The 16,725-nt window shown below is 63.3% G+C and carries 16 protein-coding genes and 1 pseudogene; 10 read left to right on the top strand and 7 right to left on the bottom strand.

Going from position 1 to position 16,725, the window contains the following annotated elements; all coding sequences use genetic code 11:
- The first annotated feature begins 11 nt into the window (after positions 1-11).
- Together nuoM and nuoN are read left to right on the top strand one after the other, a co-directional pair.
- Positions 12-1,544, top strand: a complete 1,533-nt coding sequence (gene nuoM / locus OSW16_RS09825) for an NADH-quinone oxidoreductase subunit M (RefSeq protein ID WP_012313762.1) — start codon at positions 12-14, stop codon at positions 1,542-1,544.
- A 7-nt stretch (positions 1,545-1,551) separates the two neighbouring features.
- The gene (gene nuoN / locus OSW16_RS09820) at positions 1,552-3,021 is read left to right on the top strand and encodes an NADH-quinone oxidoreductase subunit NuoN (RefSeq protein WP_241803336.1); all 1,470 of its coding nucleotides are present in this window, start codon (positions 1,552-1,554) and stop codon (positions 3,019-3,021) included.
- Between the two features lie 74 nt (positions 3,022-3,095).
- Here the strand turns inward: nuoN and OSW16_RS09815 are convergent, their stop codons facing one another.
- A complete protein-coding gene (locus OSW16_RS09815; RefSeq protein WP_241803335.1) occupies positions 3,096-3,371 on the bottom strand; it encodes an ogr/Delta-like zinc finger family protein in 276 nt (91 codons plus the stop codon).
- 201 nt (positions 3,372-3,572) lie between these two features.
- On the opposite strand from OSW16_RS09815, the gene OSW16_RS09810 reads away from it, so the two are divergent.
- Positions 3,573-3,959: a helix-turn-helix domain-containing protein gene (locus OSW16_RS09810; protein ID WP_267822652.1), complete on the top strand. Its 387-nt coding sequence runs from the start codon at positions 3,573-3,575 to the stop codon at positions 3,957-3,959.
- Here OSW16_RS09810 and OSW16_RS09805 read toward each other — a convergent pair.
- Together OSW16_RS09805 and OSW16_RS09800 are read right to left on the bottom strand one after the other, a co-directional pair.
- Positions 3,956-4,318 carry a hypothetical protein gene (locus OSW16_RS09805; protein ID WP_267822650.1) on the bottom strand — a complete coding sequence of 121 codons (363 nt, stop codon included), beginning with the start codon at positions 4,316-4,318 and terminating at the stop codon, positions 3,956-3,958. The two genes, OSW16_RS09810 and OSW16_RS09805, sit on opposite strands and share 4 nt — an antisense overlap.
- A 7-nt stretch (positions 4,319-4,325) precedes the next feature.
- The gene (locus OSW16_RS09800; protein WP_241803332.1) at positions 4,326-4,574 is read right to left on the bottom strand and encodes a response regulator transcription factor; all 249 of its coding nucleotides are present in this window, start codon (positions 4,572-4,574) and stop codon (positions 4,326-4,328) included.
- Positions 4,575-4,803: 229 nt separating this feature from the next.
- Between OSW16_RS09800 and OSW16_RS09795 the strand changes: the two genes are divergently transcribed.
- Complete coding sequence (locus OSW16_RS09795) at positions 4,804-6,870, top strand: TonB-dependent receptor family protein (protein ID WP_267822648.1); 2,067 nt, start codon at positions 4,804-4,806, stop codon at positions 6,868-6,870.
- A 27-nt stretch (positions 6,871-6,897) separates the two neighbouring features.
- Here the strand turns inward: OSW16_RS09795 and OSW16_RS09790 are convergent, their stop codons facing one another.
- Positions 6,898-7,962: an AI-2E family transporter gene (locus tag OSW16_RS09790; RefSeq protein ID WP_267822646.1), complete on the bottom strand. Its 1,065-nt coding sequence runs from the start codon at positions 7,960-7,962 to the stop codon at positions 6,898-6,900.
- Between the two features lie 130 nt (positions 7,963-8,092).
- Here OSW16_RS09790 and yegQ point away from each other — a divergent pair.
- From yegQ to OSW16_RS09770, 4 genes and pseudogenes are all read left to right on the top strand, one after another.
- Positions 8,093-9,454: pseudogene (gene yegQ / locus OSW16_RS09785) on the top strand (tRNA 5-hydroxyuridine modification protein YegQ).
- A 115-nt stretch (positions 9,455-9,569) separates the two neighbouring features.
- Positions 9,570-9,998, top strand: coding sequence for a DUF411 domain-containing protein (locus OSW16_RS09780; protein WP_267822644.1), 429 nt, complete (start codon positions 9,570-9,572; stop codon positions 9,996-9,998).
- A complete protein-coding gene (locus tag OSW16_RS09775; RefSeq protein ID WP_267822642.1) occupies positions 9,998-10,435 on the top strand; it encodes a YqaA family protein in 438 nt (145 codons plus the stop codon). Before OSW16_RS09780 ends, OSW16_RS09775 begins: the two co-directional genes overlap by 1 nt.
- A 75-nt stretch (positions 10,436-10,510) precedes the next feature.
- Positions 10,511-11,509 (top strand): alpha/beta fold hydrolase, encoded by a 999-nt coding sequence (locus OSW16_RS09770; RefSeq protein ID WP_267822640.1) that lies wholly within the window; start codon positions 10,511-10,513, stop codon positions 11,507-11,509.
- Between the two features lie 50 nt (positions 11,510-11,559).
- On the opposite strand, the gene OSW16_RS09765 is transcribed toward OSW16_RS09770, so the two are convergent.
- The 3 genes from OSW16_RS09765 to OSW16_RS09755 all read right to left on the bottom strand — a co-directional run bounded on the left by OSW16_RS09765 (position 11,560) and on the right by OSW16_RS09755 (position 14,750).
- On the bottom strand, positions 11,560-12,660 hold the full coding sequence (locus OSW16_RS09765; protein WP_267822638.1) for an extracellular solute-binding protein: 1,101 nt from the start codon (positions 12,658-12,660) through the stop codon (positions 11,560-11,562).
- Positions 12,660-13,769, bottom strand: a complete 1,110-nt coding sequence (gene aguA, locus OSW16_RS09760; RefSeq protein ID WP_267822636.1) for an agmatine deiminase — start codon at positions 13,767-13,769, stop codon at positions 12,660-12,662. The genes OSW16_RS09765 and aguA overlap by 1 nt, the downstream gene beginning before the upstream one ends.
- A gap of 93 nt (positions 13,770-13,862) precedes the next feature.
- Entirely contained in the window at positions 13,863-14,750 is an 888-nt protein-coding gene (locus OSW16_RS09755) for a LysR substrate-binding domain-containing protein (protein ID WP_241803323.1), read from the bottom strand.
- 135 nt (positions 14,751-14,885) lie between these two features.
- Here OSW16_RS09755 and OSW16_RS09750 point away from each other — a divergent pair, with 135 nt between their 5' ends.
- Positions 14,886-16,175: an NAD(P)/FAD-dependent oxidoreductase gene (locus OSW16_RS09750; protein WP_267822633.1), complete on the top strand. Its 1,290-nt coding sequence runs from the start codon at positions 14,886-14,888 to the stop codon at positions 16,173-16,175.
- A complete protein-coding gene (locus tag OSW16_RS09745; protein WP_267822631.1) occupies positions 16,168-16,719 on the top strand; it encodes a helix-turn-helix domain-containing protein in 552 nt (183 codons plus the stop codon). The genes OSW16_RS09750 and OSW16_RS09745 overlap by 8 nt, the downstream gene beginning before the upstream one ends.
- Positions 16,720-16,725 lie beyond the last annotated feature (6 nt).

The following is a 16,725-nucleotide window of genomic DNA, read 5'->3' as shown; positions in this document are numbered from 1 at the left end:
ACCAACCCGTCATGATTTTGCCTTGGCTGATCCTGATCCCTTTCATCGGCGGCTTCCTGTGCTGGCTGGGTGAGCGCTTCGGCTCCACCCTGCCGCGCTGGATCGCGCTGCTGACCATGTCCCTGCTGCTCGGCATCGGCCTGTGGCTGTGGGGCACCGGCGACTACACCCTGGCGCCTGCACCGGGCGCCGAACCTGCCTGGGCACTCGAATACAAGCTCGAGTGGATCAAGCGCTTCGGCATCAGCATCCACCTGGCCCTCGATGGCCTGTCGCTGCTGATGATCCTGCTCACCGGCCTGCTCGGTGTGCTTTCGGTACTGTGCTCCTGGAAAGAGATCCAGCGCCACGTCGGCTTCTTCCACCTCAACCTGATGTGGATCCTCGGCGGCGTGGTCGGTGTGTTCCTGGCACTGGACCTGTTCCTGTTCTTCTTCTTCTGGGAAATGATGCTGGTGCCGATGTATTTCCTCATCGCGCTCTGGGGTCACAGCTCGGCAGACGGCAAGAAGACCCGAATCTACGCCGCCACCAAGTTCTTCATCTTCACCCAGGCCAGCGGCCTGATCATGCTGGTGGCGATCCTTGGCCTGGTGCTTGTCAACTACAACACCACCGGCGTGCTGACCTTCAACTACAGCGACTTGCTCAAGGCCGAACTGCCGGCGGGCGTCGAGTACCTGCTGATGTTGGGCTTCTTCATCGCCTTCGCGGTAAAGCTGCCGGTGGTGCCGTTCCACTCCTGGCTGCCTGATGCACACGCCCAGGCACCGACCGCAGGCTCCGTGGACCTGGCGGGCATCTTGCTGAAGACAGCCGCCTACGGCCTGCTGCGCTTCGCCCTGCCGCTGTTCCCCAACGCTTCGGCCGAGTTTGCACCGATCGCCATGACCCTGGGCCTGATCGGCATCTTCTACGGTGCCTTCCTGGCCTTCGCGCAGACCGACATCAAGCGCCTGATCGCCTTCTCCAGCGTCTCGCACATGGGCTTCGTGCTGATCGGTATCTACTCCGGCAGCCAGCAGGCCCTGCAAGGCGCGGTGATCCAGATGCTGGCCCACGGCCTGTCGGCTGCCGCGCTGTTCATCCTGTCCGGCCAGCTGTACGAGCGCCTGCATACCCGTGACATGCGCCAGATGGGTGGCCTGTGGCACCGCATCGCCTACCTGCCCGCTATCAGCCTGTTCTTCGCCGCTGCATCGCTGGGCCTGCCAGGCACCGGCAACTTCGTTGGCGAGTTCCTGATCCTGATCGGCAGCTTCGCCAGCGTGCCGTGGATCACCGTGATCGCCACCACCGGCCTGGTCTTCGGCTCGGTCTACTCGCTGATCATGATCCACCGTGCCTACTTCGGCCCAAGCAAGAGCGACACCGTGCTGGCCGGCATGGACGGCCGCGAGCTGATCATGGTGCTGGGCCTGGCAGTGCTGCTGATCGTGCTTGGTGTGTACCCGCAGCCGTTCCTCGACACTTCTGCCGCCACCATGAGCGGTGTGCAGCAGTGGCTTGGCTCCGCTTTCACTCAACTCGCTTCGGCCCGGTAAGAGCGCTATGGAATTCACCACTCAACACTTCATCGCATTGGCGCCGATGCTGATCACCACCATCACCACGGTGGTGGTGATGCTGGCGATCGCCTGGAAGCGCAACCACTCGCAGACCTTCCTGCTGTCCACGGTGGGCCTGAACCTGGCCCTGCTGTCGATCCTGCCGGCGCTGAAGGTCGCGCCGCTGGCGGTGACCTCGCTGGTCACCATCGACAAGTTCGCCTGCCTGTACATGGCGATCGTTCTGGTGGCCACGCTGGCCTGCGTCACACTGGCTCACGCCTATCTGGGTGAAGGCGCCAAGGGTTTCCCGGGCAACCGTGAAGAACTCTACCTGCTGCTGTTGATGTCGGCCCTCGGTGGCCTGGTGCTGGTCAGCGCCAACCACCTGGCCGGCCTGTTCATCGGCCTGGAGCTGCTGTCGGTGCCGGTCTACGGCCTGGTGGCGTATGCCTTCTTCAACAAGCGTTCGCTGGAAGCCGGTATCAAGTACATGGTGCTGTCGGCCGCAGGCTCGGCCTTCCTGCTGTTCGGCATGGCCCTGCTGTATGCCGATGCCGGCAGCCTGAGCTTCGACCAGATCGGCAAAGCCCTGGCCGCCACCAGCATGCCAAGCCTGCTGGCGCAACTGGGCCTGGGCATGATGCTGGTCGGCCTGGCCTTCAAGCTGTCGCTGGTACCCTTCCACCTGTGGACCCCGGACGTGTACGAAGGCGCCCCGGCACCGGTCGCCGCGTTCCTGGCTACCGCGAGCAAGGTCGCGGTGTTCGCCGTGGTGGTACGCCTGTTCATGCTCTCCCCTGCTGCCAGCAGTGGCGTGCTGAGCACCGTGCTGGCGGTGATTGCGGTCGCCTCGATCCTGGTCGGTAACCTGCTGGCGCTGACCCAGAGCAACCTCAAGCGTCTGCTCGGTTACTCGTCCATCGCCCACTTCGGCTACCTGCTCATCGCCCTGATCGCCAGCAAGGGCCTGGCCATGGAAGCGATGGGCGTGTACCTGGTCACCTACGTGATCACCAGCCTGGGGGCCTTCGGTGTCATTACCCTGATGTCCTCGCCTTACGGCGGCCGTGATGCCGATGCGCTGTACGAGTACCGCGGCCTGTTCTGGCGCCGCCCGTACCTGACCGCAGTGCTGACCGTGATGATGCTGTCGCTGGCCGGTATCCCGCTGACCGCGGGCTTCATCGGCAAGTTCTACATCATCGCCACTGGCGTCGAGTCGCACCTGTGGTGGCTGGTCGGTGCCCTGGTAGTCGGTAGCGCCATCGGCGTTTACTACTACCTGCGCGTGATGGTCACCCTGTACCTGGTCGAGCCGAACCTGCGCCGCCACGATGCGCCGCTGAAGTGGGAACAGCGCACTGGTGGCGTCATGCTGCTGGCGATCGCCATTCTCGCCTTCGTCCTGGGCGTATACCCGCAGCCATTGCTGGACATGGTCCAGCAGGCTGGCCTGCAACTGATCGGCTGATCAACCCGGCAATACCAAACACCCCGCTTATGCGGGGTGTTTTTTTATCTGCGCTGCATGCAGTGCCGGCTACGCTAACCTTCCGTTTGCCTGCCTGGCGCAACATCTTCACTGCGGCGCAGTGCCGTCCTGCGTACATCACTGCTGGCCGATGGCAAGTACACATCCGGATTAGGCATCCCACTGGGTGACAGTTCATGGGTCATTTCGAACTCGGCCCTCACCGACCAGCCACAGGCCTCTGTGGTGCATTGCAAATAGGCCACTCTGAGGAAAATGTGGCGCCCTTCGCTGGTGCGTATGCGCATCCGGCTATGGCAATGGGGGCAGACCAGCTTGTAAGTACTCACGGTAGATACCTGTAAAGGCCGAGCGATGGCCTAGGCTGTAAGGTTGATCGTCCATTTGTGTCAGTATTGCCTACGGTATAAGAAGGGATTTTCATCAAACTGCTGTTCATGCCGATAATGTTCCTCATTTTGCAGGGTTATTATTCATAACGAGTAGTTTAAGCCTAGGGAATGTCATTAAACCAGCTATGGATATCTGTTATGAGTAGCCGCTTTTTCGCCTCGGTGCTGACTCGCCTCAAGCAAATTACCCAGTCCGAAAGCGACGCCCAACTGGCCCGAGCGCTGGGTGTAAGCCCACAGACGCTGAGCAGTTGGAAGGTACGGGACAGCATCCCATACTCATTATGCGTAGATATTGCCCGCCAGCACGCTTGCTCGCTGGACTGGCTGCTGATGGGTGAGCGCGGGCGTACCTTGCACACCGCTGAAGGCTGGGAAGATGACATGCTCGAACGCTTGCGCAGCCTGTCACGCACCGACCGCGAGGCCACGCTGCTGTACATCAAGGACAAGCAGCGCATCCAGGAGTTAGAGAAGAAACTGGATGCACTCGCCTACCGTCTGCCGGATACCTCCAAGGGTTAACCGCGACGGCGCCAACGCTGGACGATTTCTCGAAGGTCCACCGATTCGAGCCATACCATGACTTTGAGGCTGATCGGCACCACCACGACCGCCGCCACGAAAGCAGCCATGCCCCGGGAAAGCATGGGGGCCAAGCCTTGCAACAGCGGCTCGAACAGGCAACCCACGCCAACGCTGAGCAGGGCCAGCAAGGCTTGCTTGCCCATCGTAAGCCGCTTGCGCGAAACGATGACCAGCCGATCCCGCACCGCGCTGACCAGCAAAGCGCCCAACACTGCACCGAAAAGCACCCGCCCGTCGCGCTCGAGCCACGGTACGACGCTGGACAAAGCGCCATCAATCAATGCGACTTCATTCATGAGTGCCTCACTGCTCTGCGAGCATGCCGTAGCGAATGGCCTTGATCACGGCGGCGACGCGAGTGGTTACATCGAATTTGCGCAGGATATTGCCCACATGGAAATTCACCGTCGATTCCTGGCACTGCAGGATCTGACCGATTTCCCACGAACTCTTGCCATAGGCACACCACAGCAATACCTGCTGCTCTCGCGGGGTCAGGCGAATAGGCGTATCCACTTGGCTGCCTTCGCTCTGTCGCGTATTGGCTTTCATCACCGAACTCCAAACAATCATGGCCAGTTCACGTCAGCTATGGGACTGACGCGGTAGGACTCCACCATACGAATCGCAAAACACCCGTGCCATTCATACGCTTTGTAAACCGCCGTCCTACACACTCGTCCTCAATGGCTGCTTTCAATTAACTGAAACTCTCCGTGCTCTGCGCGGCGTTTCGCTCGTCACAACGCCGTTGCCTACCCTTTTCACCTGGAGTTGTACGATGCGCCCCGTGTTGCCCCCCTCGCCCTGCATTGGCCTTGCGGCCCTTTTCGCTGTCGCCCAGCACGTGTCTGCCGCACCTGCGGTCGAACTGGGTGAGGTGCTGATCAGTGACGAAGCCCACAGCGAACTGGAAGACGCCCGCGAGCGTCTGCACGCAGTGCCTGGCGCCAGCAACCTGGTGGACATGCAGCGCGTGGGGCAAGGACGGGTGGCCAGCAACCAGGACGTGCTGGCCTACCAGCCGGGGGTGTTCGCCCAGTCGGCCGGTAACGATGGCATCAAGCTGTCCATCCGCGGCTCAGGCATCAACCGCGCACCCGGGGCGCACGGCTCAGGGGTGTACACGCTGTTCGACGGCCTGCCGCTGACTGGCCCGGGCGGTACCCCTTACGAGCTGTTCGAGCCGCTGTGGCTGAGCCGCGCCGACGTGTTGCGAGGGGCAAACGGCTTCGATCAGGGCGCGCTGGCGCTGGGCGGCGCAATCAACTACGTAACGCATACCGGCTACGATGCCTCGCCGTTGCAGGTGCGCTACGAGGCCGGCAGCCGCGGCTATCAGCACAGGCACATCAGCTCTGGTCAGGTTTTGGGCAACCTCGACTATTACGTAGCACTCACCGACTCGGAATACGACGGCTACCAGGCGCACAGCAGCGGCAGTGCCAAAGGCATCGCAGCCAACGTTGGTTATCGGTTCAACCCCAACCTGGAAACGCGCTTCTACCTGCGCTACCGGGAAACCGAGAACGAGCTGGCCGGGCGCCTGACCAAGGACCAGATCAAGCACCACCCACGTGCCGCCAACGCCGCCTACCTGGCGCGTGACGACAGCCGGCCGCAACCGGGCAGCACCTGGGTGGCCAACAAGACCACCTTCTACCTCGAGGACGATGCCCGTGTGGAAGCCGGGCTGGTGTACCACGACTTCCCCATGGACCTGCGTGAAGGCCCGATGCGCCTGAAGGTCGCCTACACCGATGTCAGCGGCACGCTGAACTACATACGCCGCGATACCCTGCTGGGTCACCAGAGCAACACCACCGTGGGCTGGCGAACCACCAAGCACCTGCCCAACAGCGGCGCCTCGCAGTTCGCCCGCAGCACGGGCGACAACTTCGGCGCACGCAGCCGCGATTTCAGCTACCAGGGGTCGGATACCGTCCTGCACGTCGGCAACGATCTGGAGCTGATCCCTGACCTGTGGCTGACCACTGGCCTGGCGATGATCTACACACGCCGTGAAAGTGCGGTCACCTATCCGCAGGATGGCGGCAAGGTGAGCCAACATGACTGGGACTATGCACCGCGCTTGGGCCTGCGCTATGACATCGACCCGCAGTTGCAGGTGTACGGCAACCTGAGCCGGTCTGTGGAGCCACCTCACCCATGGTCACTTATCTGGAGTTCCACGGTCGCCACGCAGCCGATCGAACTGCAAAACCAGACCGCCACCACGCTGGAGCTGGGCGCCCGCGGCGATTCGGCGCTGGGCCGCTGGGACCTGGCCTGGTACTACTCGCAAGTGCGCCATGAACTGTTGGCCGTCGAAATCGAGGCGGGGCTCCCGGCCAAGGAGGTCAATGCCAGCGCCACGGTACACCAAGGCGTGGAGGCCGGCCTGGACAGCACCCTCTGGGAGCAGCCTGGCACGGGTAAGATCAGTTTGCGCCAGGCCTACACGTTCAGCGATTTCCACTACCGGGACGACGATACCTTCGGCGACAACCGCCTGCCTGGGATTCCCATGCATTACTACCAGGCCGAGCTGCGCTACGACTGGCCAAGCGGCTTCTATGCCGGGGTCAACACGCAGATGGCGTCCAAGGTGCAAGTCGATTACGCCAACAGTTACCACGCCGATGCCTATGCACTGCTCGGTGCGCGGCTGGGCTGGGACTCGCCGAAACAGGACTGGCAGACCTGGCTTGACCTGCGCAACCTGACCAACGAACGCTATGCGGCGACAGTCACGCCGGGGTACGACGATGCCGGGCAGGACATCGCCCGGTCGACGCCTGGGGAAGGGTTTGGCATCTATGCCGGGGTTTCATACAGTTTCCGTTGAGGCCGGCATGGGCTGCGCGGCAGCCCCCTATTGAGGCAACTGCACCTGCGGTTTGGTCGCGGCGAAAATCCCCCAGCTGGAAATGAAGAGCGCCGCGATCAGCGGCCCGATCACGAACCCGTTGAGGCCGAATACGGCCAGCCCACCCAAGGTGGACACCAGAATCAGGTAGTCGGGCATCCGCGTATCCTTGCCCACCAGGATCGGCCGCAACAGGTTGTCCACCAGGCCAATCACCAGCACGCCGAAGGCGGTCAGGATCACCCCCTGCAAGATCGCCCCGGTCAACAGGAAATACGCCGCCACCGGTGCCCAGATGATCCCCGCGCCCACTGCCGGCAGCAGTGACAGAAACGCCATCAGCACCGCCCAGACCAGTGCGCTGGGTATATCCAGTACCCAGAAGATGAAACCGCCCAGGGCGCCCTGGGTGATCGCCACCAGCACATTGCCCTTGACCGTGGCGCGCACCACACGGTTGAACTTCAACTGCAGGCGGCGCTTCTGGTGCTCTGGCAGCGGTACGGCCAGGCGTACCCGCCGCGCCACCTCTGCGCCCTCACGCAGAAAGAAGAACAGCAGGTAGAGCATGATGCCGAAGCTGATCAGAAACTCGAAAGTGCCCTGGCCAAAACTGAAGGCCTGAGTGGCCAGTATCTGGCTGCCCTGGGTGGCCCATTTGGTGATCTTGTCGCGCAGCCCTTCCAGGTTGCCCATGCCCATGCTGTCCAGGCTGTGCTGCAAGAAAGGCGGCAGCATGTTCATGCCGCGCTCGACATAGCCGGCGATATCCAGCTCCCCGCTCTCGATACGCTGGTAAAGGGTAGCGCCCTCCTGCACCAGCAAGGCGCTGGTGACGATCACTGGCAAGATGGCCACCAACAGGCAAATCAGCAAGGTGGCCGCCGCCGTCAGGTTACGCCGCCTGCCGAAGCGGATCAGCAGGTTGCGCTGCAGTGGCGCGAACAGGATGCCGAGGATCACCGCCCAGAAGATGGCGCCATAGTACGGCAGCAGGATCCAGCCGAAGGCAATGGTCACCAGCGCCAGCAATACTGCCAGGGCCTTGTTCTGCAAAGCGGTTTGGTTCATGGCGGTTCCTCGTGAGTGCTGGACATTAGTGCACACTACCCGGGCAAAAGTGCCACCCCGGCGTTGATTCAAATCAATTCATCCGCCGCATGCGGGCCTTACCATCCGTGCCTTTTGTCCCGGTGCTCACATGAACGCTCCTGCCAAGCCTGAATTGCTGGCCCCTGCCGGCACCCTCAAGACCCTGCGCTATGCATTCGCCTATGGCGCCGACGCGGTCTACGCCGGCCAGCCACGCTACAGCCTGCGGGTACGCAACAACGAATTCGACCATGCCAACCTGGCGCTGGGCATCCAGGAAGCCCATGCACAGGGCAAGCGCTTTTACGTGGTGGTCAACATCGCGCCGCACAACGCCAAGCTCAAGACCTTTCTCAAGGACCTGGCGCCCGTGATCGACATGGCGCCCGATGCACTGATCATGTCCGATCCCGGCCTGATCATGCTGGTGCGCCAGCACTTCCCGCAGATGGCTGTGCACCTCTCAGTACAGGCCAATACGGTCAACTGAGCCAGCGTGCAGTTCTGGCAGCGCCTGGGCTTGAGCCGGGTGATCCTGTCGCGGGAACTGTCACTCGAAGAAATAGGCGAAATCCGCCAGCACGTGCCTGACATGGAACTGGAAGTGTTCGTCCACGGCGCCCTGTGCATGGCCTACTCTGGCCGCTGCCTGCTGTCGGGCTACCTCAACAAGCGCGATGCCAACCAGGGCACATGCACCAACGCCTGCCGCTGGAAGTACAACGCCACCCCAGCTACTGAAAACGCGGCCGGCGATATCGTGCGCGAGGTCGAGCCGACATTGGGCCTGGGCGCACCGACCGATCAGGTGTTCCTGCTGCACGAAAGCAACCGCCCCGGTACCCAGCTGCCGGCCTTCGAAGATGAACATGGCACGTACATCATGAATGCCAAGGACCTGCGCGCCATCCAGCATGTCGAGCGGCTGGCGGCCATGGGCGTGCACTCCCTGAAGATCGAAGGCCGCACCAAGTCGCACTTCTACTGCGCCCGTACCGTGCAGTCGTACCGCCAGGCCATAGACGATGCCGCCGCCGGGCGCCCGTTCGACAGGGCCCTGATGGATAACCTCGAATCGCTGGCCCAACGGGGCTACACCGAAGGTTTCCTGCGTCGCCATGTGCATGACGAATACCAGAACTACCAGCGGGGCAATTCGCTGTCCGAGCGCCAGCAGTTCGTCGGCGAACTGACCGGTGCCCGGGTGGACGGCCGTGCCGAAGTCAAGGTGAAGAACCGCTTCGCAGTAGGCGATCACCTGGAGCTGATGACCCCGCGCGGCAATTATCATTTCGACCTGCACAACCTGTACGGCCGCCAGCAGCAGGCCCTCGACGTGGCGCCCGGGGATGGCCATGTGGTCTACCTGCCGATCCCGGAGCAGGTAGCGCTGGAATACGGCTTGCTGATGCGCGACCTGTGCCAGGACGAACTGGCTGACAAAAATGTAATGTCCGGTTCAGCCAGCTGACAGCTGCGGGTGAGGATCATGCCAGCGCACATCGCGCCTGAAAGCCGCCTGCGCTATCCTGCAGCTCATTTGCATGGCGGGCGGGCGCCTGCCTGACCACAGGAGTCGTTTGACCATGCTGCATAAACACCTGATCGCGCTCGGCCTGCTGGCCATCACCGGGCTGGCCCAGGCTGGCGAAACCATCGACGTCTACCGCGACCCCAACTGCGGTTGCTGCAAGGCCTGGATCAGCCACCTCCGTGACAACGGCTTTACCGTCAACGACCATGTCGAGCCGAACATGAGTGCCGTGAAGCAGCGGCTGGGCGTGGCGCCGCGGCTGGCTTCGTGCCACACCGCGGTGATCGACGGCAAGTTCGTCGAAGGCCATGTCCCGGCCGAGCAGGTGCGCCTGCTGGCCAAGCGCAACGACCTCATCGGCCTGGCCGTGCCCGGCATGCCGGTGGGCTCGCCAGGCATGGAAATGGGGGATCGCAAGGACGCCTATCAGGTCATCGGGGTAACCCGGGATGGCCAGGACAGCGTTGTCGCCAACTACTGATGCTGAGCCTCTGGGCGCTGTTTCTCAGCGCTTTTGGCGCCGCCACCCTGCTGCCGCTGCAGTCGGAGGCGGTGCTGGTGGGCCTGCTGCTGCGCCAACCCGACGCCTGGCTGCCCCTGTTGCTGGTCGCCACCCTGGGCAACGTGCTGGGCTCGGTGGTCAACTGGCTGCTGGGGCGGGCCATCGAACACCTGCGCGACAAGCGCTGGTTCCCGTTCAGCGCCCGCCAACTGGAACGTGCCCAGCAGCGCTATCAGCGCTGGGGGCAATGGTCATTGCTGCTGAGCTGGATGCCGGTGATCGGCGACCCGTTGACGCTGATTGCCGGGATCATGCGTGAGCCGTTCTGGCGTTTCCTACTCCTGGTAACCCTGGCCAAGGGCGGGCGTTACCTGGTCTTAGCGGTGATTACCCTGGGTTGGTTTCATGCCTGGTAACACCTTTAACGTTTAAGGTGCCTTTACGGCTGTTACAGTCGCCAATTCCTACATGGTCCTACACGGAGTGCCCCCATGCTACGCGCAACCGCCCTGGCCCTGGCCTGCCTCATCGGCGCCCCCGCCATCGCCGCCGAATCCCCCACTTACGGCAAGCAGCTCGAAGGCTTCAGCTACCCCCACCCCCTCAAGCATTTCGACTTCCAGTCCCAGGGGCAGAGCCTGCAGATGGGCTACATGGACGTGCCTGCCAAAGGCCAGGCCAACGGCCGCAGCGTGGTGCTGATGCATGGCAAGAATTTCTGCGCCGCCACCTGGGAAACCACCATCGATGCGTTGAGCCAGGCGGGTTACCGGGTCATCGCGCCCGACCAGGTCGGCTTCTGCACTTCAAGCAAGCCAGGCTATTACCAATACAGCTTCCAGCAGCTGGCCAGCAACACCCATGCCCTGCTGGAGCACCTGGGCGTCAAGCAAGCGATCATCCTCGGCCATTCCACCGGCGGCATGCTCGCCACCCGTTACGCGTTGATGTACCCGCAACAGGTCGAGCGCCTGGCCATGGTCAACCCGATCGGCCTGGAAGACTGGAAAGCCCTCGGCGTGCCCTACCGCACGGTGGACCAGTGGTATGCCCGCGAGCTCAAGCTCGATGCCGACGGCGTGCGTGAATACGAGCGCAAGACCTATTACGCCGGGCGCTGGAAACCTGAGTACGAGCGCTGGGTGCAGATGCTGGCGGGGCTGAACAAGGGCCCAGGGCATGAAGCCGTGGCGTGGAACTCGGCGCTGATCTACGACATGATCTTCACTCAACCGGTGTACCACGAGTTCAAAGACTTGAAGATGCCGACCCTGCTGCTGATCGGCGACCAGGACACCACGGCCATTGGCAGCGACATCGCACCGCCCGAGGTCAAGGCGCGGCTCGGCAAGTACAAAGAGCTGGGGCCGCACGTGGCCAAGCTGATTCCCCAAGGCGAGCTGGTGACCTTCGAGGGCATGGGGCACGCACCTCAGATCGAGGAGCCACGGCGCTTCAACACCACCCTGATCGACTGGCTTGGGCGCTGAAGCGTTAGCAGGGGCGCTATGCGCCCCTGTGGGCCGGCGAGCGGTGCCGGTCAACCCCTGCCGCTTTTCAGCCGGCGGAACGCTCGCGTCAGTTCACGGTTGAACGCCTTGCCGTTGTCGTTCTTGCCATACAACCGTGCCCTCACCTGCGCCGGCGGATAAGTGCCAGGCGCGTTGCGGATCTGCGGGTCCACCAACCCGTCCGCCGCCGTGATCGCGTTGGCGTAATGGATGGTATCGGTAATCGGCGCAATCACCTCCGGCCGCATCAGGTAGTCCAGCAGCTTCCAGGCTGCCTGGGGATGCGGGGCATCCTTGGGCACCACCAATGCATCCAGCCAGATCAGCGTGCCCTCCTGCGGGATGCTGTACGCCAGGTTGAACGCCTTGCCCGCCTGCTGCGCCTGGGCCTGGGCGATCGCCACGTTGCCGTTCCACGACATCGCCACGCAGGTTTCGCCGTTGGCCAGGTCATTGATATTGCGGTCGTTGTCGAAGTAGCGGATATACGGCCGAATCTTTCGCAGTTGCAGTTCTGCAGCTTTCAGGTCCTCCAGGCGCTGCTGGTTGATGTCCAGGCCCATGTAGCGCATCACCGCGGCGAACACCTCGTTGGGGTCGTTGAGCAGGCTGACCCCACAGTCGGCGAATTTGGCCACCACGTGCGGGTCGAACAGCATCGCCCAGCTGCCTACCGGCGCGTCAGCCATGCGCGCCGTCACAGCCTGCTGCTGGTAACCGACGCCGGTGGTACCCCAGGCGTAGGTCCCGGCATACCGGTTGCCAGGGTCGTACATCGCCATGTGCTGGCGAAACTCCTCACCGATACCCGCCAGGTGCGGTAGCTGCGCCTTGTCCAAAGGCTGCAGCGCACCGCTGGCTATCGCCCGGCTCAGGTGCTGGCCGGCACTGAGCACCACGTCGTAGCCACTGCCGCCGGTAAGCAACTTGGTCTCTGCGGTTTCCAGCGAGTCGAAGTGGTCGGCAACCACACGGATGCCGGTTTCTTTCTCGAAGTTGGTCAGCGTGTCCGGGGCAAGGTATTCGCCCCAGATATACAGGTTGACGGTTGGCTGCTCTGCGTCGGCCGCCTGGGCCGCCGACACCGCGCAGCCCAGCGCGAGCGCAGCCGCCAGCAGGGTCGGTTTCATCAGCGACGGCCTCCAGCATATTGCGGCATGGTGATGCAGGCGACATTGCCGCCACCTAGCAGGATTTCCCGCGAGTTCTCAATGCCAATGATGCGGTGGCCAGGGAACAGCTCGGCCAGGGTGGCTTGGGCAACACTGTCATTGCGGTCACCGAACAGCGGCACGACGATGGCCGTGTTGCCGGCGTAGTAGTTGATATACGACGCACAGATCTGCGTGCCGGCCTTGCGCACGTGAGTGCCTTCGACCTGGTCCAGGCCGGCAGCTTCCTCGGCCGTCCACTGCAGCACCTCGGGCTGGGGCAGTTTGTGAACCTTCAACTCCCGCCCGCGGGCATCGCGGGTACTGCGCAGTATGTCGTACGCCTCCTGGTAGATCTCCCACTGCGGGTCGTCCCGGTTGTCGGTCCACTGCAGCACCACTTCACCCGGCCGCACGAAACACGCCAGGTCGTCGACATGGCCATCGGTTTCGTCGAACTTGCAACCGCGTGGCAACCAGATCACCTGGTCGGCGCCCAGGTAGTCCTCAAGCCGGCGCGTGACCTCCTCCTTGCCCAGGTGGGCATTGCGGTTACGGTTGAGCAGGCACTGCTCAGTGGTCAGCAGGCTGCCCTGGCCGTCGCTCTGAATTCCGCCAAGTTCGGCAATCAACGGCGCGCGATAGCGGTCCAAACCTTCGATTTCGAGCATTTTCTGGGCGATCTGGTCGTCCTTGTCCCACGGGTAATAAAGGCCGCCGTCCAAGCCACCGTACGCATTGAATTCAAAGTCCACGCCGCGCACTTGGCCGCTGTCGTCGTTGACCACGAAGCACGCGCCGCTGTCTCGGAACCAGGTGTCGTTGCAGGTCATCTCCACCACCCGCACCTGCGCCGGCAGCAGGCGCCGCGCATTGGCGTACTGGGCAGCGGACGCGCAAACCGTGACCGGTTCACTGGACGCAATGGCGCTGACGATTTCGACCCAAACCTTCTGTGCCGGCTTGGCGCCATTGCGCCACACATCTGGCCGCTCGGGCCAACCGAGCCAGCAGCCTGCCTTGGGCTCGAATTCGCCAGGCAAGCGGAAACCATCGGCCTTGGGCGTAGTGGAGAGCGAACGTGCCATGAGTCAACCTCGTGTCGGTGAGTGATGACTGCACGCTACGCTGACTGGCCTGACGCTTCCAACGATGAAAACTCAGCGATAGCTGAATTCAATTCAGCTATCACCCAACTGTTCGATGAACCATTCGATGAAGTGCGCCACTGCAGCCCGTTCCAGGCGCAAGCGCTCGCACACCAGTGCGTATTGCCCCTGCGCGGTGACGCTGGCACTGAAAGGCCGCACCAACCTGCCGCTCTGCAGGTCGGCCTGGCAGGTCAGGTTGTCCCCCATGGCCACGCCCTGCCCCAGCAGCGCCGCCTCCAGTGCCAGCGCCGCATGCGGGAAGTAGAGCTGGCGCGTGGGCAGGGCATCGTCGGCATGGGTAGCCAGCCAGGTGGTCCAGGTCCGGCCGTCCTGGTCGTCGTGCAACAGGCAATGACGCACCAAGTCGCGTGGGCGTTTGAGGCCGCCCTGGTTGAACAGGCCAGGGCTGCACACCGGAAAGAACTGCAGCAGCGGCAAGGGCCTGACGAAGTGTGTACTGGCGTCGAGTGTGCTGGTGCCATAGGTGATGGCCAGGTCGACATCCAAGGCCGGGGCCCCGGCGGCGATCGGCTGCTCGAGCAGATGCAGGGTGATGTGCGGGTAACGGCCGCTGAAGTCGGCGAGCCGCGCCACCAGCCATTTCTGTGCAAGCTCGGCAGTCACCGCCACCCGTAGCACCGCCTGCGATGCCGGGTCGCGCAGCTCGTCACAGGCCTTGCCGATCAGTTCGAAGGCCTGCTGCAGGTGATGCAACAGCCGCTCGGCCTCGGCGCTGGGCCGCACCTGGCGGCCAACGCGTTCGAACAAAGTGACCCCAAGCTGTTCCTCGAGCTGGCGGATCTGGTGGCTGACCGCACTGTCAGTCACACACAGTTCGGCGGCGGCGCGGCCGAAGTGGCCGTGGCGGGCAGCGCACTCGAAGGTACGCAGGGCAGTCAGGGAAGGCAGGCGGCGCATAGGTAGTCCTGGCAGGTGCGTGGGGCCTCTGTAGGGCCACCCGATCATAGCGCCAACGTGACTCGACTGGCGCGATGAAAATCAGCTGCTAAATTTTCATGAAAATAATCATAAAAAATTTCACGAGGCCAAGGCATGTTCAAGCAATCCGCCCAGCACGTCGCCAGTTACTACGCACGCACCTTCCCCGCCAGCATCCCCTTGCGCCCTACCTTGCAAGGCCGGCACGACACCGATGTGATCCTCATCGGTGCCGGCTTCAGCGGCCTGCACACGGCCCTGCGCCTGGCTTTGGCCGGCAAGCGTGTGACGCTGCTGGAAGCCAGCAGGGTGGCCTGGGCCGCCTCCGGGCGCAACGGTGGCCAGGCGCTGCTGGGCTGGTCATGCGACATGCCGCCCCTGGAGAAAGCCTTGGGTGTGGAACGCAGCCAACGCCTGTGGGCCAGCATGTGCTGGGCTGCCGACGAACTGCGTGAACTGCCGCAGCGTCACGGCTTCGATATCGATTACCGGGCCGGCAGCCTCTGGACATCGGTGCTGCCACGCCGGGTGAAACGGCTGGAACAGGCCCTGCTCGATGCCGAACAGAAATGGGGCTACGACGCCCTGCGCCTGATCGGCCGTGACGAGTTGCCCCAGTGGATCGATAGCCCACGCTACCAGGCTGCGCTGTATGACGCCCGGGGCGCGCACCTCAACCCGCTGAAACTGGCCCAAGGCCTGGCCAGCGCGATCGAGGCTGCCGGCGGGCAGATTTTCGAGCAAAGCCAGGTACTCGACTACCAGCGCAACGCCAATGGCTATATCGCCCGCACCGGCCACGGCCACGTGCACGGCGATGTGCTGGTGCTGGCCTGCAACGCCTACATCGACCGCCTTGACCGCAACCTGTCGCGCCGGCTTCTACCGGTCGGCTCCTATCAAGTGGCCACCGCGCCACTGGAGGCGGATTTCGCCCGGTCGCTGTTGCCACGCAACAGTTGCGTGATCGACAACCAGTTCGTACCCGACTACTTCCGGCTCACGCCTGACCACCGCCTGCTGTTCGGCGGCGGCTGCACCTACCTGGGCGGTATTCCGAAGGATGTCGCCAGCGCCACCCGCCCCTACCTTGAGCGTGTGTTCCCACAACTGGCGGGCGTTGCCATCGATTATGCCTGGGGCGGGCATATCGACTGCAGCATCCAGCGCACCCCGGACATTGGCCGTGACGGCCAGCGCTACTGGCTGCAGGGCTTCTCCGGCCACGGCGTGCTGCCGACCCTGGCAGCGGCGCGCGCGGTCAGCGACGCGATCCTGGGCGACGACGACCTGCTGGCGTTGTACCAAGGCATCGCCAATGGCCGCTTCCCGGGCGGCGACCTGTTGGCTGCCCCACTGGAGGCTGCAGCCAAGGCCTGGTACCGGATGCGCGATCATGTCTGAAGACGCCCAGGGCCTGGCCCTGCTGATTCGTGGCCTGCGCAAGCACCGCGGGCTGACCCTTGGCGAGCTGGCGATCAAGGTCAAGCGCTCGCTGGGCTTTCTGTCCCAGGTCGAGCGCGGCCTGTCGCAGCCGACCGTGGCCGACCTCACGGCGATCAGCGAAGCGCTGCACGTACCCACCACCTATTTCTACCAGACCAGCCAGCCGCGCGAACTCGACTGGGTCACCCGCCCCGGTGAACGGCGCACGATCTACTACGCCGAGGGCATCAGCGACGTACTGGTCTCGCCAACCCTCAACGGCCGCTTTGCCATGCTTGAAAGCCACCTGGCGCCCGGTGCCAGCAGTGGTGAGGGGCACCTGGACGACAGCGCCGAGCAAGGCGGTTTCGTTCTCGAAGGCGCGCTGACCCTGTGGCTGGATGGCCACCCGGACGCCGTCACACTCGGCCCCAACGACAGCTTTCAACTCCCCCCGCACAGCCACTTCCGCTACGCCAACCTGACCGACCAGACGACCCGCGTCCTCTGGGTATTCCGATGAGAGCAC

The organism is Pseudomonas putida (assembly GCF_026625125.1).
GTDB classification, from domain to species: domain Bacteria; phylum Pseudomonadota; class Gammaproteobacteria; order Pseudomonadales; family Pseudomonadaceae; genus Aquipseudomonas; species Aquipseudomonas putida_X.
The sequence above is the reverse complement of the archived record's forward strand: the minus strand, read 5'-3'. Positions and strand labels throughout refer to the sequence as shown.